The organism is Streptomyces sp. NPDC059851 (genome assembly GCF_042732005.1).
Classification (GTDB): domain Bacteria; phylum Actinomycetota; class Actinomycetes; order Streptomycetales; family Streptomycetaceae; genus Streptomyces.
Map to the genome: position 1 here is coordinate 81723 of NZ_JBHWJJ010000007.1, position 21857 is coordinate 103579.

At 70.5% G+C, this 21857-nt stretch carries 22 protein-coding genes and 1 riboswitch; of the genes, 12 read left to right on the top strand and 10 right to left on the bottom strand.

Going from position 1 to position 21857, the window contains the following annotated elements:
• The first annotated feature begins 303 nt into the window (after positions 1-303).
• The 3 genes from ACFV7Q_RS03765 (at position 304) to ACFV7Q_RS03775 (ending at position 3853) form a co-directional block, all read left to right on the top strand.
• Complete coding sequence (locus ACFV7Q_RS03765) at positions 304-1419, top strand: LacI family DNA-binding transcriptional regulator (RefSeq protein WP_385423206.1); 1116 nt, start codon at positions 304-306, stop codon at positions 1417-1419.
• 230 nt (positions 1420-1649) lie between these two features.
• Positions 1650-2885: a metallophosphoesterase gene (locus tag ACFV7Q_RS03770; RefSeq protein WP_385423266.1), complete on the top strand. Its 1236-nt coding sequence runs from the start codon at positions 1650-1652 to the stop codon at positions 2883-2885.
• A gap of 149 nt (positions 2886-3034) precedes the next feature.
• On the top strand, positions 3035-3853 hold the full coding sequence (locus ACFV7Q_RS03775) for a hypothetical protein (RefSeq protein WP_385423208.1): 819 nt from the start codon (positions 3035-3037) through the stop codon (positions 3851-3853).
• Positions 3854-3878: 25 nt separating this feature from the next.
• Here the strand turns inward: ACFV7Q_RS03775 and ACFV7Q_RS03780 are convergent, their stop codons facing one another.
• Complete coding sequence (locus tag ACFV7Q_RS03780) at positions 3879-4727, bottom strand: hypothetical protein (protein WP_385423210.1); 849 nt, start codon at positions 4725-4727, stop codon at positions 3879-3881.
• Between the two features lie 257 nt (positions 4728-4984).
• Here ACFV7Q_RS03780 and ACFV7Q_RS03785 point away from each other — a divergent pair, with 257 nt between their 5' ends.
• Positions 4985-6091: a glycosyltransferase gene (locus ACFV7Q_RS03785; protein WP_385423212.1), complete on the top strand. Its 1107-nt coding sequence runs from the start codon at positions 4985-4987 to the stop codon at positions 6089-6091.
• A 121-nt stretch (positions 6092-6212) separates the two neighbouring features.
• Here the strand turns inward: ACFV7Q_RS03785 and ACFV7Q_RS03790 are convergent, their stop codons facing one another.
• Entirely contained in the window at positions 6213-7262 is a 1050-nt protein-coding gene (locus tag ACFV7Q_RS03790) for an aldo/keto reductase (RefSeq protein WP_385423268.1), read from the bottom strand.
• Positions 7263-7401: 139 nt separating this feature from the next.
• Positions 7402-9189, bottom strand: coding sequence for a phosphomethylpyrimidine synthase ThiC (gene thiC / locus ACFV7Q_RS03795; RefSeq protein ID WP_385423214.1), 1788 nt, complete (start codon positions 9187-9189; stop codon positions 7402-7404).
• Positions 9184-9326, bottom strand: a riboswitch (TPP riboswitch). It overlaps the preceding gene by 6 nt.
• Before the next feature lie 72 nt (positions 9327-9398).
• Here thiC and ACFV7Q_RS03800 point away from each other — a divergent pair.
• Positions 9399-10787 (top strand): YibE/F family protein, encoded by a 1389-nt coding sequence (locus ACFV7Q_RS03800; protein ID WP_385423216.1) that lies wholly within the window; start codon positions 9399-9401, stop codon positions 10785-10787.
• 8 nt (positions 10788-10795) lie between these two features.
• Here the strand turns inward: ACFV7Q_RS03800 and ACFV7Q_RS03805 are convergent, their stop codons facing one another.
• The 4 genes from ACFV7Q_RS03805 to ACFV7Q_RS03820 form a co-directional block, all read right to left on the bottom strand.
• A complete protein-coding gene (locus ACFV7Q_RS03805) occupies positions 10796-11245 on the bottom strand; it encodes an SsgA family sporulation/cell division regulator (protein WP_385423218.1) in 450 nt (149 codons plus the stop codon).
• A gap of 97 nt (positions 11246-11342) precedes the next feature.
• Positions 11343-12089: an IclR family transcriptional regulator gene (locus ACFV7Q_RS03810; protein ID WP_385423220.1), complete on the bottom strand. Its 747-nt coding sequence runs from the start codon at positions 12087-12089 to the stop codon at positions 11343-11345.
• A 175-nt stretch (positions 12090-12264) separates the two neighbouring features.
• Positions 12265-12492, bottom strand: coding sequence for a DUF5326 family protein (locus ACFV7Q_RS03815; RefSeq protein ID WP_385423222.1), 228 nt, complete (start codon positions 12490-12492; stop codon positions 12265-12267).
• Positions 12493-12648: 156 nt separating this feature from the next.
• Complete coding sequence (locus ACFV7Q_RS03820) at positions 12649-12966, bottom strand: cupin domain-containing protein (protein ID WP_385423224.1); 318 nt, start codon at positions 12964-12966, stop codon at positions 12649-12651.
• An 85-nt stretch (positions 12967-13051) separates the two neighbouring features.
• Here ACFV7Q_RS03820 and ACFV7Q_RS03825 point away from each other — a divergent pair, with 85 nt between their 5' ends.
• The 5 genes from ACFV7Q_RS03825 (at position 13052) to ACFV7Q_RS03845 (ending at position 16767) form a co-directional block, all read left to right on the top strand.
• Entirely contained in the window at positions 13052-13432 is a 381-nt protein-coding gene (locus ACFV7Q_RS03825; protein ID WP_385423226.1) for a phage holin family protein, read from the top strand.
• Positions 13433-13494: 62 nt separating this feature from the next.
• A complete protein-coding gene (locus ACFV7Q_RS03830; protein WP_385423228.1) occupies positions 13495-13941 on the top strand; it encodes a low molecular weight protein-tyrosine-phosphatase in 447 nt (148 codons plus the stop codon).
• Entirely contained in the window at positions 13938-15134 is a 1197-nt protein-coding gene (locus tag ACFV7Q_RS03835; protein ID WP_385423230.1) for a cystathionine gamma-lyase, read from the top strand. Before ACFV7Q_RS03830 ends, ACFV7Q_RS03835 begins: the two co-directional genes overlap by 4 nt.
• A 184-nt stretch (positions 15135-15318) precedes the next feature.
• Entirely contained in the window at positions 15319-16227 is a 909-nt protein-coding gene (locus ACFV7Q_RS03840; RefSeq protein ID WP_385423232.1) for a LysR family transcriptional regulator, read from the top strand.
• A gap of 60 nt (positions 16228-16287) precedes the next feature.
• Positions 16288-16767 (top strand): NUDIX domain-containing protein, encoded by a 480-nt coding sequence (locus tag ACFV7Q_RS03845; protein WP_385423234.1) that lies wholly within the window; start codon positions 16288-16290, stop codon positions 16765-16767.
• A 34-nt stretch (positions 16768-16801) separates the two neighbouring features.
• Here the strand turns inward: ACFV7Q_RS03845 and ACFV7Q_RS03850 are convergent, their stop codons facing one another.
• Together ACFV7Q_RS03850 and ACFV7Q_RS03855 are read right to left on the bottom strand one after the other, a co-directional pair.
• Complete coding sequence (locus ACFV7Q_RS03850; RefSeq protein WP_385423270.1) at positions 16802-18133, bottom strand: globin domain-containing protein; 1332 nt, start codon at positions 18131-18133, stop codon at positions 16802-16804.
• Positions 18127-18777, bottom strand: a complete 651-nt coding sequence (locus ACFV7Q_RS03855) for an HAD family hydrolase (protein ID WP_385423236.1) — start codon at positions 18775-18777, stop codon at positions 18127-18129. The genes ACFV7Q_RS03850 and ACFV7Q_RS03855 overlap by 7 nt, the downstream gene beginning before the upstream one ends.
• Positions 18778-18950: 173 nt before the next feature.
• On the opposite strand from ACFV7Q_RS03855, the gene ACFV7Q_RS03860 reads away from it, so the two are divergent.
• Complete coding sequence (locus ACFV7Q_RS03860) at positions 18951-19838, top strand: GNAT family N-acetyltransferase (RefSeq protein WP_385423238.1); 888 nt, start codon at positions 18951-18953, stop codon at positions 19836-19838.
• Between the two features lie 15 nt (positions 19839-19853).
• Positions 19854-20315, top strand: coding sequence for a GNAT family N-acetyltransferase (locus ACFV7Q_RS03865; protein WP_385423240.1), 462 nt, complete (start codon positions 19854-19856; stop codon positions 20313-20315).
• Positions 20316-20463: 148 nt separating this feature from the next.
• Here the strand turns inward: ACFV7Q_RS03865 and ACFV7Q_RS03870 are convergent, their stop codons facing one another.
• Complete coding sequence (locus ACFV7Q_RS03870) at positions 20464-21849, bottom strand: serine hydrolase domain-containing protein (protein WP_385423242.1); 1386 nt, start codon at positions 21847-21849, stop codon at positions 20464-20466.
• Positions 21850-21857 lie beyond the last annotated feature (8 nt).

A 21857-nucleotide genomic window follows, 5' to 3' on the forward strand; every position in this document is an offset into this window, starting at 1 on the left:
TAAGAGGATTCCGCTCCGGCGAAAATGGCAGCGCCTGGATTGCGGGGGAGCGCACGCATATATGCGTGCGCCGGTGGCCTGCGCCGTGGCGCGCGTCCCTCGTACAGGTGAGTTGGGAACACCGCAGGGCCGTGCCGTTTTGGCATGCCCGTACCCGACGGCAAAGGGCCCATTCACCCCGAGGTCTCAAATGCCTTTATTTCCAAGGTCATTGGGGGTGGCGAACCATGCAGAAACGTGCCTGTCAACGCCTGCATATGCATCCAGGCCGCCCTCCCTGCCGAGCCCTACTATCGGCTCGCCATGACAGCAGCAGGGAAGCATCAGGTGAGCCGGACCGAGACCACCCGGCGGGCCGCCGGCCGACAGGGCCGGGCCGGCATCAGGGACGTGGCCGCCGCGGCGGGCGTCTCGATCACGACAGTCTCCGACGCGCTCAATGGCAAGGGACGGCTGCCCGACGCCACCCGCCGCCACGTCCGCGAGGTCGCCGACCGGCTGGGGTACCGCCCCTCCGCCGCAGCCCGCACGCTTCGTACCGGCAAATCGGGCCTCATCGGCCTGACCGTGACCACGTACGGGGATGAACCTTTCACCTTCACCGAGTTCGCGTACTTCGCCGAAATGGCCAGAGCTGCCACCTCGGCCGCGCTCGCCCGCGGCTACGCCCTCGTCATCCTGCCGGCCACCTCCCGGCACGACGTGTGGTCCAACGTCGCCCTCGACGGCACTGTCGTGATCGACCCCTCCGACCACGATCCCGTGGTCACCGAACTGGTCCGCCAGGGCCTTCCCGTGGTCTCCGACGGCCGACCCGCCGGCTCCCTCCCGGTCACCGCCTGGGTCGACAACGACCACGAGGCTGCCGTGCTCAATCTGCTGGACCACCTCGCGGCCGCCGGGGCCCGCCGTATCGGGCTGCTGACCGGGACGACCACGGACACGTACACCCACCTGTCCACCACCGCCTACCTCAACTGGTGCAAGCGGGTCGGCCAAGACCCCGTCTACGAGTCCTACCCGGCCCACGACCCCTGCGCGGGGGCGGTCGCCGCCGACCGGCTGCTCGCCCGGCCCGACCGCCCGGACGCCGTTTACGGGCTGTTCGACCCCAACGGCACCGACCTGCTCGCCGCGGCCCGCCGCTACGGCCTGCGGGTTCCCGAGGACCTGCTGCTCGTGTGCTGCAGCGAGTCCACCGTGTACGCCAACACGGAGCCGCCGATCACCACGCTCTCCCTCAAGCCGCGCCGCATCGGCACCGCCGTCGTGCAGCTGCTCATCGACGCCATCGAAGGGGTCGACACAGGGCGTACCGTCGAACAGGTCGTCCCGACCGAGCTGATCGTCCGTACCTCCTCGCAGCGCAGGAGCCCACGGACGACGATCAGCGCGCCCCGGTCACCGGCACAGGACTGACCGTTACACCGCCGAACCGGCGGGGCTGATGGTCCCGCCGGAAAGTTCGGCAACGCCGATTTCGGGATAAAGCGGCAGGAACGATCGGTTCCGCGCAGGATTCACCACCCCTGGTGCGTCACACAGCGCGAGCCGCATTCCTATGATGGGCGCACGACATCACGGATCCTCCGACCCGGAGGAGAGAGGATCCGCAGGTGTACGGCAGCGCGACGGTGGTGGAGGGGTCGATGACTCAGGGGGCCGGTCAGGGACCCGCGATGCGGACGGAGACGCTGCGGGACTTCCGGGTGCCGGTCACCGAACCCCATCCGTACGGCATGCCCGCGCGACTTCCCGAGGAGGCTCCGGTCTACGGCGAGTACCCCGCGTACTACGGCGAGCCCGCGCCCACCCCGGGAGCGGTACCGCCGCCCCCCGGCCCGGTCCCGCCCGCGCCCGCACCGGTACCCCCGGTCCCGCCCGCGCCCCCGGCCCCGCCGGTCCCCCCGCAGCCCGCCGCGGGCATGCCCCCCGCGGACGACGGCATGGACGGCTACACGCCCACCCAGCGCGACCTCCCGGTCATCGGCCGCGGCGGGCTGGGCGGCCCCGGGGACACCGTCCAAGTGCACTACGTGCCGCAGCAGGCGCCGAGCGGCCCCGGCCCGCTCTACGTCGTCGGCGACGTGCACGGCTACCTCGACGAGCTCGTCGCCGAGCTCCAGGCCCAGGGCATCATCGACGCCGAACTGCGCTGGTCGGCGGGGAACGCCCGCATCTGGTTCCTCGGCGACTTCACCGACCGCGGCCCCGACGGCATCGGCGTGATCGACCTCGTCATGCGGCTGTCCGCCGAGGCCGCAGCCGCCGGCGGCTACTGCAAGGCCCTCATGGGCAACCACGAACTGCTGCTCATCGGCGCCAAGCGGTTCGGGGACACCCCCGTCCAATCGGGCGCCGGCACCGCCACCTTCCAGGCGGCCTGGCTGCTCAACGGCGGCCAGCGCACCGACATGGAGCGGCTGGAGGACGTCCACCTGCAGTGGATGTCGCGCCTGGACGCGGCCGTGCTTGAGGACGGGCACCTGCTGCTGCACTCCGACACCACCGCCTACCTCGACTACGGGGACTCCATCGAGGACGTCAACGACACCATCCACGAGCTGCTCAACCGCAACGACGCGGACATCACCTGGGACCTGTTCCGCAAGTTCACCAAGCGCTTCGCCTTCCGCGACGAGGAAACCGGCCCCCAGGCCGTGCGCGAGCTCCTCGACACCTACGGCGGCAGCCGCGTCGTCCACGGCCACAGCCCCATCCCCTACCTGCTCGGCGAGGTGGGCACCGAGGACGGCGACGGCACCGGCGGCCCGGAGCTCGTCGACGGGCCCCACGTGTACGCGGACGGCCTCGCCATCGCGATGGACGGCGGCGTGACGATGGCCGGCAAGCTCCTGGTCGTGCAACTCCCCTTGAACGACTGAGGCTTGTCAGAAGGGGGGTATTTCGGGAAAGCCCCTGTCACGGCACGGCGTGAGCCCTCTACCATCGCCCTATCCGTAGCAGGCTCTCCTCCGTTTGTGCCGGCGCCCGGATCTACGCGGGCAAACCGGCCCCCACGGAGCATCGGGGGATGCACATGAACAGCGCTCCGCACCTGCTGACCGAAGACCGGCCGGAATTCGATCGGCTCCTCGACGAGGCGCTGCGCACCGCACACGAACGGCCGGAACTCGACGGGATCGGCGAACGGCTGAACGCCGAACAACTGCGCACCATGGCGATCGGGGCCAGCGCACTGCTGACCGCCGCGGCCTCGGCCGAGTACGACCACTACGTGGAGGTGCGCGGGGCACAGCGCGAGGAGATCCGCTCCACCCCGAGGGCGGACTACCAGAACGGCGGGCAGGAGGAGAGCGACGGGGCGGGCATCACCGCCGTGGTCGCGGTCCTCGCGCCGGTCCTGGCGGCCACCGCCATGGTGGTGTTCCTGCTGATCGGCTACATCCTGAAGGCAGTCGAGCCCGAACCGGACTTCGCCGACACGATGCTGACGGCAGGTTGGCTCTTCGGAGCCCTGACCGCCGTCACCCTGTTCGGCGCGGTGATCGCCCTGCTGGTGACGGCCGTACGCAACCGCGCGACCGAGGTGGCGGCCGATGACGAGGCCGCGGCCGCACCTGACGAGGTCGCGCTGGCGCGCGAGGCGTGGCGGAACGCCCTCCTGGAACGGGGCATCCTGCCGTTCCTCCGCGAGGCCCTCGCGGATCCGGCCGCGGAGCCGGCGCACCCCGCCCCGCACACGCAGAAGGCCGGGCGCATCCCCAACCTGGGATACACCCGGCCCGACTTCACCAGTCCCGGGTTCCCGTCACAAGGGACCCGGCCCGGCTACACACCTCCGGACTTCACCAGCCCCGACTTCGGCGGTCCGGGGACCGAACCGCACTGACGTCGGCCGGAGCCGAATCCGCGCGCTACTTGATTGCCTCCGGCTTGAGGTTCATGTCCTCCTGGGACAGCGCCCTGTGGGTGAACCGGGTCAGGCCGGTGGTGTCGCCCGGCTGCGGGTCCGCCGGCGTCCAGTCCTCGGTGCAGGTGAGGCGGTCCGGTGTGCCCGAGTTGATCCGGCAGGCGGTCTCCCAGATTTCGCCCAATGTGGTCAGCACCTCGATGTTGACGATGTTGGCCTGCGAGGAAATCGATACGGCACAGGGGTTGGGCGGATAGCCTTCCCCTCCGTCGGTGAGGTCGTACCAGATCCACGGCGTCGGGCTGGGAGTCAGGTCACGGATTCCCGCGTAGGTGGTGGTGTTCGAGAGGACGGCCTTCACCTCACTGCTGGCATCGGGCCTGTAGGCGTCGACGTCGAAGCACCGACCGCTGGTACCCTGCGGGCCCGTCGGACCGGTCGCACCGGTCGCACCGGTCGCACCGGTCGCACCGGTCAGGCCGGTGCCGGTGGCACCCGTCGGGCCAGTGGGGCCCGTCGGACCCGTCTTACCGGTCTTCCCCTTCGGACCGGTGGGGCCCGTCTTCCCCTTCGGGCCCCTCGGGCCGGTCGGTCCCGTCTCACCCTTGCACTTGTCGCTGCCTGCCGGTTGTGCCGTATCCGCCGGGCCCATCGCCTTCTTCGCGGTGGTCGCACAGCGGTCGCCGCTGTACGGCACCGCCACGGACCCCCCGGACTGCGGCGCACCCACAGCCGCCGGAGCGGCCATGCCGGCCAGCACCAGCGCCACGGAGGCGAACGTGCCCCCGACCAGCCAGCCCGTCCGGCGGGGCAGCGGCCCCAGGGAAGATCGGGGCCTGTCCTCAGAACTCATGTACCGCTCCTCGTGCACGCGATCGGATGTTTCCCCGAAGCCCGCACGCCCGCACGGACTCCGCGAGCAGTCATCTTGAAGAGCAGTTCCCTCCGAGCCGGTCCGGCTCGCCCAGGTGGTCAGACGAACGGACCAGCACACAGGGCCACATGGCCGTGTGCGCCAGCCGCCCGGGGCGGCAGACCGGCGTGCCGCACGTGGCCCGGGTGACTGCGTCCCTAGGGTCGGCCGCCGTGAAGCCGACCATTTGCCTCTGCATGATCGTGAAGAACGAGTCCGCCGTCATCGAGCGCTGCCTGGACTCGGTACGCGACCTCATCGACACCTGGGTCATCTCCGACACCGGATCCACCGACGGCACCCAGGAACTGATCCGCCACGCCCTCCGCGGAATCCCCGGCGAACTGCACGAGGAGCCCTGGAAGGACTTCGGCCACAACCGCAGTCTCAACATCGCGCACGCCCGCGGTAAGGCCGACTACCTGCTCCTCCTCGACGCCGACCTGGTCCTGCGCCGCACCGGCCCGCTGCCCCCGCTGACCGCGCAGTCGTACATGCTGCGGCACGAGGGCTCGACGGAGTACCGGATCAAGCGCCTGGTCCGCGGCGACCTTCCCTGGCGGTACGAGGGCGTCACCCACGAGTACCTGACCTGCGACCACCCCGACGAGTACGAGCAACGCCCCGGCATGCAGGAGAACCTCGACGCCCTCCTCATCGAGGACCACGCCGACGGCGGCTCCCGACACGACAAGTTCGAACGCGATGCCCGCCTGCTCGGCGCCGAATTCGAACGGGACCCGGCGAACACCCGGACGGTCTTCTACCTCGCGCAGACCATGCGGGACATGGGAAACACCGCGGAGGCGATCCGGCTCTACGAGCACCGCGCGGCCATGGGCGGCTGGGACGAGGAGGTCTACTACGCCCTCCTCCAGGTCGGTGTCCTGAGCGCCGAAGCCGGCGACTGGCCGGCCGCGATGGACGCCCTGACCCGCGCCTGGGAGTTCCGTCCCACCCGCCTGGAGGCCTGCTACGAACTCGCCTCACGGCTGCGCCTGCTGGGCCGGTACCACGCCGCACACGCGATCACCTCAGCCGTGCTGGACCGGCCGGCCCCGGCGGACCTGCTCTTCGTCCACCCGTGGGTCTACCGGTGGGGGCTGCTCTTCGAGCACTCCATCAGCGCCTACTGGGTGGGGGACATGGACGCCTCGCTACGTGCCTGCGACCGGCTGCTCGCCCTGCCCGACCTGCCCGAGGCCTACCGTCAGCAGACCACGACCAACCGCGGCTACGCCCTGGAGCAGGGGGCCTCGTCGCTCCTCGTTTCACGTGAAACATTGCCCGCGGCCAGGGCCTGACCTGCCCGGGCCCGCCCGGGCCCGCCCGGGGTGCCCGTCCCCGGCCGGCCCGGGCACCCAGCGGCGCGGCGCGGCCCCTGGCGTGGGCGTCACCCGGCGGCCCGGGCCTCCGGCCGGAGCGTCACCCGGCGGCCCGGTCCGCCGGCGGGCGACGCCGCAGCGTGGCATCCGCCAGCGCCGGTCGGCGCCAGACCCCGTCCGGGTGGTAGAGGTTCGTACCGGGCGGCACGATCTCGTCGATGCGGTCCAGCGCGGCATCGTCGAGCACCAGGGAAGCGCCCCCGACCAGCGATTCCAGCTGCTCCATGGTTCGCGGGCCGATGATCACGGAAGTGACGGCGGGGTGCGCGACCGGGAAGGCGACGGCCAGTTCGGACAGGGTGCAGCCGATCCCGTCGGCGAGCTCGACGAGCTTCTCCACGGCCTTGAGCTTCGCGAGGGTGTCGGGAAGCTCCGGGTCGAAGCGCGCCGGCGTGCGTGCGGCCCGTCCCGAGGTCAGGTCGATGGGCCCACCGAGGCGGTACCTACCGGTCAGGAACCCGGAGGCGAGCGGGCTCCACGTGAGGACGCCCATCCCGTACCGCTGGGCCACCGGCAGTACGTCGGCCTCGATGCCCCGCGCGAGGACCGAGTAGGGCGGCTGTTCCGTCCGGAACTTCGGCAGCGCCCGCCGCTCGGCGGTGTGGTGCGCCTCGACGAGTTCCTCGGCGGGGAACGTGGAACAGCCGAAGGCCCTGATCTTTCCCGCCCGCACCAGATCGCCGAGGACCGACAGGGTCTCCTCGATGTCCGTCGTGGGGTCCGGCCGGTGCACCTGGTAGAGGTCGATCCATTCGGTGTCCAGCCGGCGCAGGCTGTCCTCGACGGCACGCACGATCCAGCGCCGCGAGTTCCCGCTGCGGTTGCGGCCCTCGCCCATCTGGAAGTGGACCTTCGTCGCCAGCACGACGTCGTCGCGGCGGCCGCGGAGGGCCTTGCCCACGATCTGCTCGGACTCGCCGGCGGAGTACATGTCCGCGGTGTCGATGAAGTTGATGCCCCGGTCGAGCGCGGCATGCACGATCCGCACGCACGCGTCGTGGTCCGGGTTCCCCACCGCTCCGAACATCATGGTCCCGAGGCAGTGCGCGCTGACCTCCATGCCGGTACGGCCCAGACTGCGGTATCTCATGGTCATGGAGCGGCACTGTAGGAGTTGGAGCGCACTCCAGCGCAAGCCCCACGGGCTGTGGCCGGTCGGTCGGACCCCGGGACGGGCCCGCGACTCCCCCCAATTCGGGTCGCGGGTCCGGCCCGAGGGGCCCGGCGGGTCAGTCCGCGATCGGCAGGTAGACCCGGTTGCCGGTCGCCGCGAACTCGGCGGACTTCGCCGCCATGCCCGCCTCGATCTCATCCGCCTTCAGGTCTCCGCCGTGCTCACGGCGGATGTCCTGGGAGATCTTCATCGAGCAGAACTTCGGGCCGCACATGGAGCAGAAGTGCGCGGTCTTGGCCGGCTCGGCCGGGAGCGTTTCGTCGTGGAACTCGCGGGCCGTGTCCGGGTCGAGGGCCAGGTTGAACTGGTCCTCCCAGCGGAACTCGAAGCGCGCGTCCGACAGGGCGTCGTCCCACTCCTGGGCGCCCGGGTGCCCCTTGGCCAGGTCCGCCGCGTGGGCGGCGATCTTGTACGTGATGACGCCGGTCTTGACGTCGTCGCGGTTGGGCAGGCCCAGGTGCTCCTTCGGCGTCACGTAGCAGAGCATCGCGGTGCCCCACCACGCGATCATCGCGGCGCCGATGCCCGAGGTGATGTGGTCGTACGCCGGGGCGACGTCCGTGGTCAGCGGGCCGAGCGTGTAGAACGGGGCCTCCTCGCAGATCTCCTGCTGGAGGTCGATGTTCTCCTTGATCTTGTGCATCGGGACGTGACCCGGGCCCTCGATCATGGTCTGCACGTTGTGACGCTTGGCGATCGTGTTCAGCTCGCCCAGCGTCTTCAGCTCGGCGAACTGCGCCGCGTCGTTGGCGTCCGCGATCGAGCCGGGGCGCAGGCCGTCGCCCAGCGAGTACGTCACGTCGTACGCCGCGAGGATCTCGCAGAGCTCCTCGAAGTTCGTGTAGAGGAAGTTCTCCTGGTGGTGGGCCAGGCACCAGGCGGCCATGATCGAGCCGCCGCGGGAGACGATGCCGGTCTTGCGGCGGGCGGTCAGCGGCACGTACGGCAGCAGCACGCCGGCGTGGACCGTCATGTAGTCGACGCCCTGCTCGGCCTGCTCGATGACCGTGTCCTTGTAGATCTCCCAGGTCAGCTCCTCGGCCTTGCCGTCGACCTTCTCCAGGGCCTGGTAGAGCGGCACGGTGCCGATCGGCACGGGAGAGTTGCGCAGCACCCACTCGCGCGTGGTGTGGATGTTGCGGCCCGTGGAGAGGTCCATGACCGTGTCGGCACCCCAGCGGGTGGCCCAGGTCATCTTCTCGACCTCCTCCTCGATGGAGGAGGTGACCGCGGAGTTGCCGATGTTGGCGTTGACCTTCACCAGGAACTTCTTGCCGATGATCATCGGCTCGATCTCCGGGTGGTTCACGTTCGCGGGCAGCACGGCACGGCCGGCCGCGATCTCCTCGCGCACGACCTCGGGGGAGACGTTCTCACGGATCGCGACGAACTCCATCTCCGGGGTGACCTCACCACGGCGGGCGTACGCGAGCTGCGTGACGGCCTGCCCGCCCCTGCCGCGGCGCGGCAGGCGCGGGCGGCCCGGGAAGACCGCGTCGAGGTTCTTGAGGCCGCCGCGCGGCGAGGTGTGCTTGATGCCGTCGTCTTCGGGGCGCACGGGACGGCCCGCGTACTCCTCGGTGTCGCCGCGGGCAATGATCCAGTTCTCGCGCAGCGGCGGCAGACCGCGGCGGACATCGGTCTCGGTCTGCGGGTCGGTGTACGGGCCGGACGTGTCGTAGAGGGTCACGTCCTTGCCGTTGGTGAGGTGCACCTGGCGCACCGGCACCCGGATGTCGGGGCGGGAGCCCGCCACGTAACCCTTGTGCCAGCCCGGCTGGCGCTCGGTCTGGCCGTCGGTGTCCTGGCCGACGGCAGGCGTGCGTGCGTCCTGAATGGTCATGAGACCTGATCTCCCTACGCCGGCATTACCCGGTAACAGGTTCGGCGGTCGGCGCAGCCTCCTCCCGTACGCATGTGCCCGCGTACGGTGATCAGCGCCCTCTCAGCCCGGTGCTCCGAGCTCCCGCGTTGTGCAAAGGTGCCCCCACGCTAGCGTCATCTGTGGCGTGCTGAACAGTGGGCCCCCTCAACTCTTGCGATGATCAGTCGGTGACGCCTTCGACTCAGCCCCCCGACGAATCCGCCGAGCCCTCAGGTCACACCGGCCCCGCGCATGCCGATCACGACCATGCGCACGGGCACGGCCACTCCCACGGCCACGGCCCTGCGGCTCCTGTCTCGAAGCACCTGCGCAAGGTCATCGCGGCCGTACTGATCCCCTTCGCCACAGCCGTGTTCGTCGGCATGGCGGTGCTCTGGCCGGGCGGTGCCCCCGCCCACGAGCGCTCCGGCGTGGGCTTCGACCGCCAGACCGAGCAGGCGCGGGTCGTCAAGCTCGAACAGGTCGACTGCAAATCCGTGAACGCCTCACAGGTGCCGCCGACGGCCAACCCCTCGACACCGGAGGGCCGCGAGGCACGGGCCGCTCAGACCGGCCAGTGCAAGAAGGCCACGGTCGAGGTGGGCACCGGGCCCGACAAGGGCCGCACCTTCATCGAGATCGTCCAGCCGGGAGCGCCCCGGCAGTTGGCGGACGGTCAGCAGGTGGTCGTGGCCTACGCCCCCGACGCACCGCGGGACCTGCAGTACTCCGTGATCGACGTGAACCGCAAGATCCCGTTGGCGGTGCTGGCCGGCATCTTCGCCCTGGTGGTGGTCCTGGTGGGGCGGATGCGCGGCCTGTTCGCGCTGGTCGCCCTCGCCATCAGCTTCGCCGTGCTGACCCTGTTCATCCTGCCGGCGATCCTGCAGGGCTCGAACCCACTGGTCGTAGCGGTCATCGGAGCGAGCGCCATCATGCTGATCGCGCTCTACCTGTGCCACGGGCTGACCGCCCGCACCTCCGTCGCGGTCCTCGGCACGCTCGTCTCGCTGCTGCTGATCGGACTCCTGGGATCGGTGTTCATCGACTGGGCGTTCCTCACCGGGAACACCGACGACAACACCGGGCTGATCCACGGCCTGTACCCGGACATCGACATGAGCGGTCTGCTGCTCGCGAGCATCATCATCGGTTCGCTCGGCGTGCTCGACGACGTGACGGTCACTCAGACCTCGGCCGTCTGGGAACTCCACCACGCGGATCCGGCGATGGGGCCGCGGTCCCTGTACCGCGCCGCCATCCGCATCGGCCGCGACCACATCGCGTCGGTGGTCAACACCCTCGTCCTGGCCTACGCGGGCGCAGCCCTACCCCTGCTGCTGCTGTTCTCGATCGCGAACAGCAGTGTGGGCGCAGTGGCCAACAGCGAGCTGGTCGCGGTGGAGATCGTACGGACCCTCGTGGGCTCGATCGGCCTGGTGGCGTCGGTCCCGGTGACGACGGTGCTGGCAGCGCTGGTGGTGTCCGCCGACCGGCCGGCGGGCCCGGCCGGTACGCCGACGGCCCCCGGCGCGGGACGCGGAGGGCGGGGCCGGGGGCGGCGGCGCAAGCGCTGAACCGGCCGTCAGCCGGCGTTCTGCTCGTTCTGCCGGGACTCGGCGAGGATTCTGTCGAGCGCCTCGTCGAGGCTCATCTCGAAGTCCCCGAGGTTGCGCTCCTGACCGAGCGGAACCAGCCGGTCGGTACGGTCGAGGAAGGCGACCAGAGGTGCCGCACCGGCCCGGAAGAGGGCGCGGTCGCTGCCGACCTGGAGCCGGATGTGGACGTCGGACAGGTCTTCGGACGAGGTCGGGGCGATGTGCACATCCCCTTCCCCGCACGGCTGGTTGATGCCGTCGAGCAGGAGTTCCCGCCCGAACGCCCAGGTCACCGGCGCGTCCCCGGGAAGGTGGAAGGTCAGCCGTACCGCGTACGGGTCACCGCCGTCGTACCGGAGCTCGACCGGGATCCGGAAGGAGAGCTCCTCAGAAACGAGGAAGCTCATCATGACCTCTGCCTGTACCGACTCGCGCATTGCCTACCCCGCTGTTGTGGAAGTGGCCAGGAATGACCCCCCGGGACCCCCTTGACAAGACTGGTGGAAGCGCTAGCGGATCACAAGGAGTGAGTTTTCAGATACTGATAGAGAAGGAGAGGGTACTCAACAGCGCGCCTACTTCACTCCGTAGCCGATCCACTACCCACGGCAATCGTTCCTGCTGATGGAGGGGAAGGGAAATGGCCATCGTGGCGGCGGCGTCGCCGGCGATGATCGGGATCGCGGCGCACACCGTGCCGAGGGCGTACTCCTGGCGCTCGGTCACGGGCTCCATGCGCCCCAGCGAACCGATCTTCTGCTCCAGGGCGCGCTGGTCCCGCACGGTGTAGGGGGTGATGGCCTCGACGGGATGGCGGTCGTAGTAGTCCCGGCGGGTCTCCTCGTCGAGCTGGGCCAACAGGCACTGTCCGATCGCGTGTGCGTGGCCGGTCGCCCGGAAGTCGGCCCACTCCTCGACAGCCGGATAGGCCGGGGTGTCCGACACTCCCACGACCTCGATTTCACCCTCGCGGAAGACCGCGAAGTAGACAGGAGCTCCGACCACGTCGCGGAAGTGCCCGAGCGAATCGCGGATCATGGTGCGACGTTTCTGCTGCAACCCACCGGCCGCCAGCCGCCCGGCCGCGGCCCCGAGGACGAAAACCCCGCCCTCGCGGCGCAGATAACCCTCGTGCGTGAGCGTCCGCAGCAGGTGGTACGCGGTGGGCAGCGGAAGCCCTGCCTCGCGCGCCAATTGTTTCGCCGGGGCTCCCCCACCATGGGAGCCGGCTGCTTCGAGCAGCCGCAACGCCCGCTGGACCGAGCCGATCAGTGTCGGCACACCGGCATTGTGAACCGGAGACAATGACTCACCCCCAGGGCGTGGCGGCAGGCTGTGGGGCCCGCCCTGCGGGACTCTATCGACCGCGCCCCGCCCCGGTGAGCGGCTCGGAGCCCCGCGTTAGGCCACCCGGGTTAATCCCCGGGCGGCCCGAACCGGAGCCCGTGCACCCCTGCTACCACTCGCGGGACGAAGACTTCGCGCTGCTACCGCCGAACTTCTTGACCAGGAAGACCAGGGCGCCGACCAGGCCGGCGAAGAGCAGCAGTTTGAAGGCGAACCCGATCAGGGCACCGAGGATGCTCGTGATGACGCCGCCGAAGACGAAGAGCACCAGAAGCGGGATCGCGACCCACTTCACCCACCAGGGCATGCCTGCCAATGTCTCCCGGATGCCGTCCATGTCCTCGCCTCTTCCTCTTCCGCGTCCCGTCGGTGACGTCCGCTTTCCTGCCTTCGATGCTAGGAGGGCGCGTGCACGAACGGGGGCCCGTGAGCCCCCGGACTCCCCTGATCCTGCCCCTAGGGGGATCAGGGGGCCGACCCCCACCCGCCGCCGTCACGCCTCCGGCGGGGAGAACACGACCAGCACCTTCAGGTCCTCGGTGATGTGGTGGAACTTGTGCGGCACACCGGCCGGAACGTAGACGACGCTGCCTCGGCCCACGGTCGTCGTCTCCTCCCCGACCGTGATCGAAGCGCGGCCGCTGACGACGAAGTACACCTCGTCCTGGCGGTGCGGCTGCTGCGGATCGCTCTGGCCGGCGTCGAGTGCGTACAGCCCGACCGACATGTTCCGCTCGCGCAGGAACTGAAGGTAGGCGCCGTCGTTGGCGAGCCGCTCCGCTTCGAGCTCGTCCAGCCGGAAGGCCTTCATCGTCGTTGTGCCCCTGATTCTCACGGTCCTGCATCGGCGGATCCGCCGATGTCCCACGCGGATCTTCTCTGCCACGATCAGACACATGACGAATTTCGTAGTCAAGACACTGGCGAACGCGGCCGCCCTCGCCGTCGCCATCTGGCTGATTTCGGGCATCACGCTCGACGACGGCAGCCCGCTGGGGCGCAGAACGCTGACGCTGATCCTCGTCGCCCTGGTCTTCGGCCTGGTGAACGTCATCGTCAAGCCGGTGGTGAAGCTCCTCTCGCTGCCGCTGTTCGTCCTCACGCTCGGCCTGTTCACCCTCGTCGTGAACGCCCTGATGCTGCTCCTGACCTCGTGGCTCGCCGGGCTGCTCGACCTCAGCTTCCACGTGGAGAACTTCTGGAGCGCACTGCTCGGCGGCGTGGTCATCTCCCTCGTGTCCTGGGCCGTGAGCATGGCCCTGCCCGAGAAGAACTGAACGGAGCGACGACCGTGTACCGCGTGTGCTTCGTCTGCACGGGCAACATATGCCGCTCGCCCATGGCCGAGTCCGTCTTCCGCGCCCGTGTCGCCGAGGCCGGGCTCGACGGCCTGGTCGAGGTGGACAGCGCCGGAACCGACGGCTGGCACGCGGGGGACGGAGCGGACCCGCGCACCGTCACCGTCCTGGAAGCCGCCGGGTACGCGCAGAACCACCGCGCCCGGCAGTTCCGTGCCCCGTGGTTCGCCGGCCTCGACCTGGTCATCGCCCTGGACGAGGGACACCTGCGTACACTGCGGGCCCTGGCTCCCACCGCCGAGGACGCCGCCAAGGTCCGGCTGCTGCGGTCCTACGACCCGGCCGCCCCGGCCGGGGGCGACGTACCGGATCCCTACTACGGCTCCCTCGACGGGTTCGAGGAGTGCCTGCAGCTCGTCGAGGGGGCGTGCACGGGCCTGTTGAAGGCCGTGCAGGAGGCCCTCGAACAGAAGGAGCGCGCCGCGTGACCGACCGCGCGAAGGACCGCGCCCGGGGGACGGCCCGGGAGACGACCCCGACGACGACGCCGGAGACGGGCGACGGCACCCGGGCCGTGCGTGCCGGGCTGCCCGCGCCGGTGAAGAACGAACCGGCCCTACCCGGACCGGTCTTCGCCGCTCACTTCCACCTCCCCGGCGACGTCACCGGCCCGTACACCTACGGCCGGGACACCAACCCCACCTGGACGCTGCTGGAGCAGGCCATCGGGGAACTGGAGGCCCCCGGCCGGGAGGGCGTGGACACCGTCGTCTTCGCCTCCGGCATGGCCGCCGTCTCCGCCGTCCTCTTCTCCCAGGCCCGCGCCGGCGACACCGTCGTCCTGCCCGAGGACGGCTACCAGGCACTGCCGCTGGTGCGGGATCAACTGGAGGCCTACGGGATCCGCGTTCGCACCGCGCCGACCGGCGGTGACGGGCAGCTCGCCGCCCTCGACGGTGCCCGGCTGCTGTGGATCGAGACGCCGTCCAATCCCGGGCTCGACGTGTGCGACGTGCGGCGCCTGGCCGACGCGGCCCGCGCGGGCGGCACCCTGGTCGCCGTCGACAACACCCTCGCCACCCCGCTCGGACAGCGGCCGCTGGAGCTCGGGGCGGACTTCTCCGTGGCCAGCGGCACCAAGGGGCTCACCGGCCATGGCGACGTCCTCCTGGGCTACGTCGTCTGCCGTGACGCGCAGCTCGCCGCCGGAATCCGCCGCTGGCGCAAGATCATCGGGGCGATCCCGGGACCCATGGAGGCCTGGCTCGCCCACCGCTCCCTGGCCACCCTCCAGCTCCGCGTGCAGCGCCAGTGGGCCAACGCCTCGGCGGTCGCGGAGGCCCTGGCCGACCGGGCCGAGGTGGCAGCGCTGCGCTACCCGGGGCTGGTGTCGGACCCGTCACACGCCACGGCCTCCCGGCAGATGCGCGGGTACGGCTCGGTCGTCTCCTTCACCCTGCCCGACCGCGCCTTCGCCGAACGCTTCCTGGCCGCCCTGCACCTCGTCGAGGACGCCACCAGCTTCGGCGGCGTGCGTTCCACGGCGGAGCGGCGGGGGCGGTGGGGCGGCGACGCGGTCCCGGAGGGCTTCATTCGCTTCTCCGCCGGCGCCGAGGACACGGAGGACCTGGTCGCGGACGTGCTGCGCGCCCTCGACGCTGCGGTCGCCGACCGGGTCTGAGCTGTCGACCGCACACGCGAAGGGCGGTCCGAGCCTCCCCCCTCCTGGCTCGGACCGCCCCGGGTTCCTCGCGAAGAACCACGTGCTCAAGGCTAGTTGACCCAGCGTCAGAGTCCAATCACGGTAACGACAGCGGCCTATCGACATATTTATAGTTGAAGGACCCCACCGAGAGGGGCCTCTCATGGACCTGGCCCTGCTGCGCACCTTCGTCGCCGTACACCGGGCCGGCTCGTTCACCCGTGCCGCTGCACTCCTCGGGCTGTCCCAGCCCGCCGTCACCTCCCAGATCCGGACCCTCGAGCGCCAGCTGGGCCGACCGCTGTTCCACCGGCGGGCCCGCGGGGTCACCCCCACTGCCGTCGGGGACGAACTCGCCCACAAGGCCGCCCCGCACCTCGACGCGCTCCTGCAGATCACCGAGACCGAACGGGAGGCTGCCGGAGCCGCGCGCACCCTGCACCTCGCCGGTCCCCCGGAGTTCCTGTGCCTGCGTGTCCTGCCCGCCCTCGCGCCCCTCGTCGGCCAGGGCCACACCCTGCGGACCACCCTGCGGACCGGAGCCGAGGAGACCCTCGACGAACTGGCCGCCGGCCACCACGACCTCGTCGTCACCACCGCCCGCCCGCGCGGCGAGCTCTTCACCGCCACTGCCCTGTGCGACGAGGAGCACGTACTGGTCGCCGCTCCCTACTGGGCCGCGCTCGTGGACCCGGACCGCCTGCGCGACAGCGGCCCCGCCACCCTCGACGGCATTCCACTCGTCGAGGTCCATGAGAGCCTGCCGCTCGTCACCCGCTACTGGGCGGCGGTGTTCGAGACCCGGCCCGACACCCGGCAGCCCGACACCGCAACCGTGGTCGTCCCCGACCTGCGGGCCGTACTCGAATGCGTCCGGGCAGGCGCCGGGCTCGCCGTCCTGCCCCGCTACCTGTGCCAGGGTGCCCTCGACGGCGGGCAGGTCGTGGCCCTGCTGGAGCCCGCCGTGCCCCCGCTGCGCACCTGGTTCCTCGTCGTGCGCACCGGGAGCCTCTCCCTCGCCCACCTCTCCCGCGCCCACGAGCGGCTGCTACGCGCCGCCGCACAGTGGTGAGCATTCCGGTTCCCGTCCGCGGCGCGTTTCAGAAGCGGAGTCCTGGGCCACTCTTCTCCCATGACCGAACGTCCCGTGGTCAAACGCACCGCCCGCGCGATCCTGCTCGACGGTGACGACCTGATCCTCATCAAGCGCACCAAACCCGGTGTGGACCCCTACTGGCTCACCCCCGGCGGGGGAGTCGAGCCCTCCGACGAGACCGTCGTGGATGCCCTCCACCGGGAGGTCCACGAGGAACTCGGTGCGAAGATCACAGATGTGGTGCCCTGCTTCGTCGACACCGTGGAGCACATCGCCGACGGGGGAGTGACCGGAGTGAAGGTGCAGCACTTCTTCGTCTGCCGGCTCGCATCGATGGACCCCGCCGAACGGCACGGCCCCGAGGTGGACCAGCCGGAAGGAACCTACGAGATCGTGCGTGTGCCGTTCAGCCGGGTCGGCATCGCCGCCGTCCACCTCGTACCTCTGTCCCTGCGGCACTACCTGGACGGCAACATCGAGGGTGTGCGGGCCATGCACGCTCCCGACTTGGGCTGATCCGAGGCTGCCGGAAGGCGGGCGCACGCCGTCGTCAGCCGGCGACGCCCGCCAGTTCCTCGACCGCGTCATAGCGGATCCGCTCCCGCGGAATGCCGATCCGCTCCAGCTCGCCCACGCCGCTGCGGATCATCGCCGGCGGCCCCGAGACGAAGGCGTCGTACGAGCTCCACGGCCCGTGCAGGCCGATCGCCTGCGGCAGCTGCCCCTCCAGCCCCACGCCGACCACAGGGCGGACCGACAGCCACGGGTGCGAGCGCTGGAGCCCAAGCAGGGTGTCCTTGTCGTACAGGTCCCCGTCCGTGCGCGCCCCGAAGAACACCTCCACGGGTCGCCGTTCGCCGTGCACGGCCACGTCCTCGATCAGCGCCTTGATCGGGGCGATGCCGGTTCCGCCGGCCAGGCACAGCATCCCGTTGTCGGTGCTGTGATCCACCACCATCGACCCGGCCGGCGGCCCGAGCCGCAGCACATCGCCGGGGCGGGCATGGCGTACGAGGGCGTTCGAGACCCAGCCGGCCGGAACGGCCTTGACGTGGAAGGACAGCAAGCCGTCGGCGCGCGGGGCGGAAGCGAACGAGTAGTGCCGCCAGACCCGCGGCCACCAAGGAGTCTCAAGGCTCGTGTACTGGCCGGCCAGGAAGGGATACGGCTGGTCGGGGCGGACGGTCAACACGGCGATGTCGGGCGTGCGCAACTCGTGCGACACCACCTCGGCATGCCACCACGCGGGGGACTTCAGCTCGTCCATAGCCGCGGCATCGATCATGATCTGGGAGATGGCGGTGTAGGCCCGCACCCATGCGGCCTCCACCTCCGGCCCCCAGGTGTTCTGGGCGTACCGGGACAACGCCCCGATCAGCGCCTCGCCCACCACCGGATAGTGGCCGGCGAGCGTGCCGTACTTGCGGTGCCCGGTGCCCAGCCGCTGCAGGTAGGGCGTGAGGACCTCGGGGTTGTCGATGTGCTCGGCCGCTGTGAGCAGCGCCCTCAGCAGCCTGTCGCGCTGGGTGTCCATCGCCGCCGGGAACATGCCCCGTACCTCCGGATGCCCGGTGAACACCAAGGCGTAGAAGTAAGAGGTCACCCGGTCGGCGACGGGTGCGATCTCCTCCAGCGTCCGGCGGATGAGCACCGCGTCCGGGGAGGGCTCGGCCTGACTGCCCCCGGACGGTATCCGGACCGTCCCTCTGGCCGATCTGGTGGGCGGAGCGTCCATGCGGTGCCTCGCTTCGAACATCTCGGTCGGTAAGCACGCCACGGCCTTCGAATCCGTGGTTCCGGGGCTCACAGACTGCCAGCCGACCCAGATACTCGCGGGCGAATGAAGAAATCGCTCGTTCCGAACCCCCTTTCCTCTTAAGATGCCTCAACTTCCGGGCGGGCCAAGGCAACGAGCTGGTATGCGTCGCGCAGATCCCGCCCTTCGTAGACGTGCGTGGCGCGTTCGGCAAGAGCGGGCCGGGCATTGACCGCCACCGATACCGGCACCGCATCGAAGAGCACCGCGTCGGTCGCCGAGTCTCCGTACGCCACGCAGTCCGCCCGGTTGACACCGAACCGGGAGCACAGCCGGTCGGCCACGACGACCTTGTCCTTCGGCGTCAGGATCCCGGCCGCGTCCACGGGCCGGGTGAACGGGACCTCGGGGAAGACCGAGCCGTGGGCGGCGTGTGCACCCCACTCCAGCAGCATCTCCACGAAGAACGACGGCGACAGCGAGATCACCGCGCAGTAGTCGCCCTGCTCCCGGATGGCCTGCCACACCTCGCGGATCCCGGCCAGCCAAGGAGCTCCGTCGAACGCCGCCCGGACGTGCGCGGGCGTCAGCTCCGCCCACAGGGCGTGGGCCGCCACGGAGAACTCGTGAGGACCGATCTCACGGGCCCCGAACGACCTCTCCAACTCGGCGATCTCCGCGCCCAGCCCGAGCTGCCGAGAAATCTCGACCGGCGCTGCCGAGCCGTACATCAGGGTGCCGTCGAGGTCGAAGAGGTGCAACAAGGTCATGAGAGTGGAGGCTAGCCGCTGGTTTCACGTGAAACGGTCTGTTTCACGTGAAACCACGGCCTTGGTTTCACGTGAAACATCGGGCGGTTTCACGTGAAACATCTGGCCGATCGGTGCGGAACATCGCCCGAATTCCCCTGGACGCCTCCCGGCCGTTGATCCAATCTGGGCCCGTGACACCACCACACCTCACCAACCTGTCCATCCGCGCGCTGACAACGGATGATCACCGCCACTGCGCCAACCTGTCCGAGGACCGCGGGTGGCCGCGCGAGGACCACAAGTGGGGCCTACTCCTCGCCGCTGGCAAGGGTTACGGCGTAGACGCCCCCGACGGGCGGGGGCTCGCCGCCGCCTGTGTCGTCACCTCCTACGGACACACCTACGACAAGCCGGAGCTGGCTGCCATCGGGATGGTCCTCGTGGCCGACCGGTACGCACGCCAGGGCCTGGGCCGCCGCCTCATGACCCACCTCTGCGACGACGTTCTCAAGGGCGTCCCGCTCACCCTCCACGCCACCCCCTACGGCCGTCCCCTCTACGAGGAGCTCGGCTTCACCGTTACGGGGCGGGCCGAAATGCTCCGGGGCTCCTTCCACCCCGATCCCTCGACCCCAGAGCCGGACAGCACCACGGTCCGACCCGCCGCCGCCGAGGACATCGCACGGATCCTCCGCCTGGACGCGGAGGTGTTCGGTGCCGACCGGACCCACCTGATCACGCGGCTCCCGGCCTTCGCGGACCGACTTTTGGTCGCCGAAGACGGCGCGGGCCACCTCACCGGGTACGCCGCAATCTGGCCCAACATGGAGACGCATGTGATCGGCCCGCTGATCGCGCGCGACACGGGCTGCGCGAAAGCCCTCGTCACCGCCCTCGCCGCGACCACCGGCAGGCCCCTGCGCACCGATGTCGACGTCCGCCATGAGGAGCTCGTCGCCTGGCTCAAGGAGCGCGGCCTGGCCTCTGTCGCCTTCAACGCGGTCATGACCCGCGACATCCCCGGACTCCCCGGGGACTGGACCCGGCGCTGGGCCCCGCTCACCGTGGCCGCCGGCTGAGACAGGAGCGCTTCCATGTCCGACACCACCGAGCTCATCATCCGCCCGGCGACCGAAGAGGACCTGCCGGCCGTCGTCGCGATGCTGGCCGACGATCCCCTGGGCGCCACGCGCGAATCCCCGGACGACCTCGCGCCGTACCGAGCAGCGTTCAAGCGCCTCGCCGCGGATCCCCACCAGCATGTGGTCGTGGCGGTCCGCGACGGACGGGTCGTGGGCACGCTCCAGCTCACCATCGTCCCGGGCCTGTCCCGCAAGGGGGCCACCCGCTCCCTCATCGAAGGCGTCCGCGTCCACGCCGACGAGCGCGGCAGCGGCCTGGGCACCCGGTTCATCACGTGGGCGATCGAGCAATCCCGCCGGGAGAACTGCGAGCTGGTCCAGCTCACCTCCGACGCGACCCGCACCGATGCCCACCGCTTCTACGAGCGGCTCGGCTTCACCCCGTCCCACATCGGCTTCAAGCTCGCCCTCTGACCGCTCACGGCAGGCAGGGCCGGTGAGGGCCGGACGGGTTCCGCTTCGGCCCTGCGCTCGCGGATCCCGCTCGAACACGGGCTCGCGACTTGAGAGCCGCTGCCCGTCCGGTGACGGGGCGGGCAGCGGACGGAGGCCTGGCGGCGGGTCAGCCGATCCCCCGCCAGCCCTGCGGGTCCACCCCGCCCGGTACCGGGGCCTCGGAGTCGTACGGCTGCCGGGTGAACATGAACGAGCCCAGGTCGAGATGGCTCACCGAGCCGTCGGGCCGCCGGACGGCCCGGAGCGTCTCCCCCGCGTAATACCCGTTCAGGCCGACCCAAGTGCCGTCCGGCTCCGCCCGGAACCGGGCCGCCCGGCCCATCACGCCCGCAGGGCCGAGTTCCAGCTCCCCGTTCGACCTCAGCCGGACCACGTGCGCCGCCGGCCCCCAATACCAAGGCCCGCACAGCTCCAGTGCCACCGTGTCCGCCGCCGCGAACGGCTTCCAAGGCTCCGGGAAACGCGGTTCGGCATCCGCAACAGTGGTCAGCAGGTCCGCGGCCACGGTCCCGGCCGGCAGCCCCGACGTGCAGTTCGCCAGTACCACGGCCACCAGGTCCTCGGCCTCGTTCAGCCACAGTCCTGCGACGAAGCCGGGCAGCGAGCCGCAGTGCCCGGCGAGCTTGTGCCCGCCGCTCTCCGTCAGCTGCACCCCGAGCCCGTATCCGAACTCGGCGAATCCCGGCTCGGCGGGGGCCGCGGCGACGGCCATCTCCCGGACGGTTCCGGAGCTGAGGACCCGCTCGTCCCCGTGCAGCAGGAACTGTCCGAACCGGGCCAAGTCCCGGGTGGTGGACCACAACTGACCTGCCGGAGCCATCAGGCCCAGGTCTTCCGGAGGCTCGGCCATCAGCGCATCGGCCCACGGATGGACGGCCCAGCCGTCCGCGTACGGTGCCTGCGGCTGCACGGTCGTCCGGTCCAGCCCGAGCGGCTCCAGCACCTCGGCACGCAGCACCTCTTCCCAGGGCTTGCCGCGGACGGCCTCGACGAGCGAACCCAGCAGCGTGTAGCCGGGGTTGGAGTAGTGGTGACGCCGGCCCCGCTCGAAGAGGAACGGCTCTGCCCCCAGGACGTCGGCCAGCTCCGGGCGCAGGGAGGCGGAACTCCGCTCCCACCATTCGCCGGGCGTTTCCGCGGCCAATCCACCCGTGTGGGCCAGGAGCTGCCGGATGGTCACCTCTCCGGCGCCGGTCCCGGGCAGGTGCTCCTCAAGAGGGTCCCCGAGCGCCAGCAGCCCCTCGTCGCGCAGCCGCATCACCAGGACGGCAGTGAAGGTCTTGGTGATCGACCCGATCCGGTACTGCACGTCGCCGTACGAGCCGTGCCCGCTAGCCGCGCTCCGGGCCCCCTCCCACACCAGGGCACCTCCCCGCGCCACAGCGGCGACCACCGAGGGCGCCCGGCCCTCTCTCTGCGCGACGGCGATCCGGTGCCCGAGGGCACGCCGGGTGGAGGGCAGCAGGTCCAGGTCTTCAGGCGAGGCGTTCATGCCCGGAT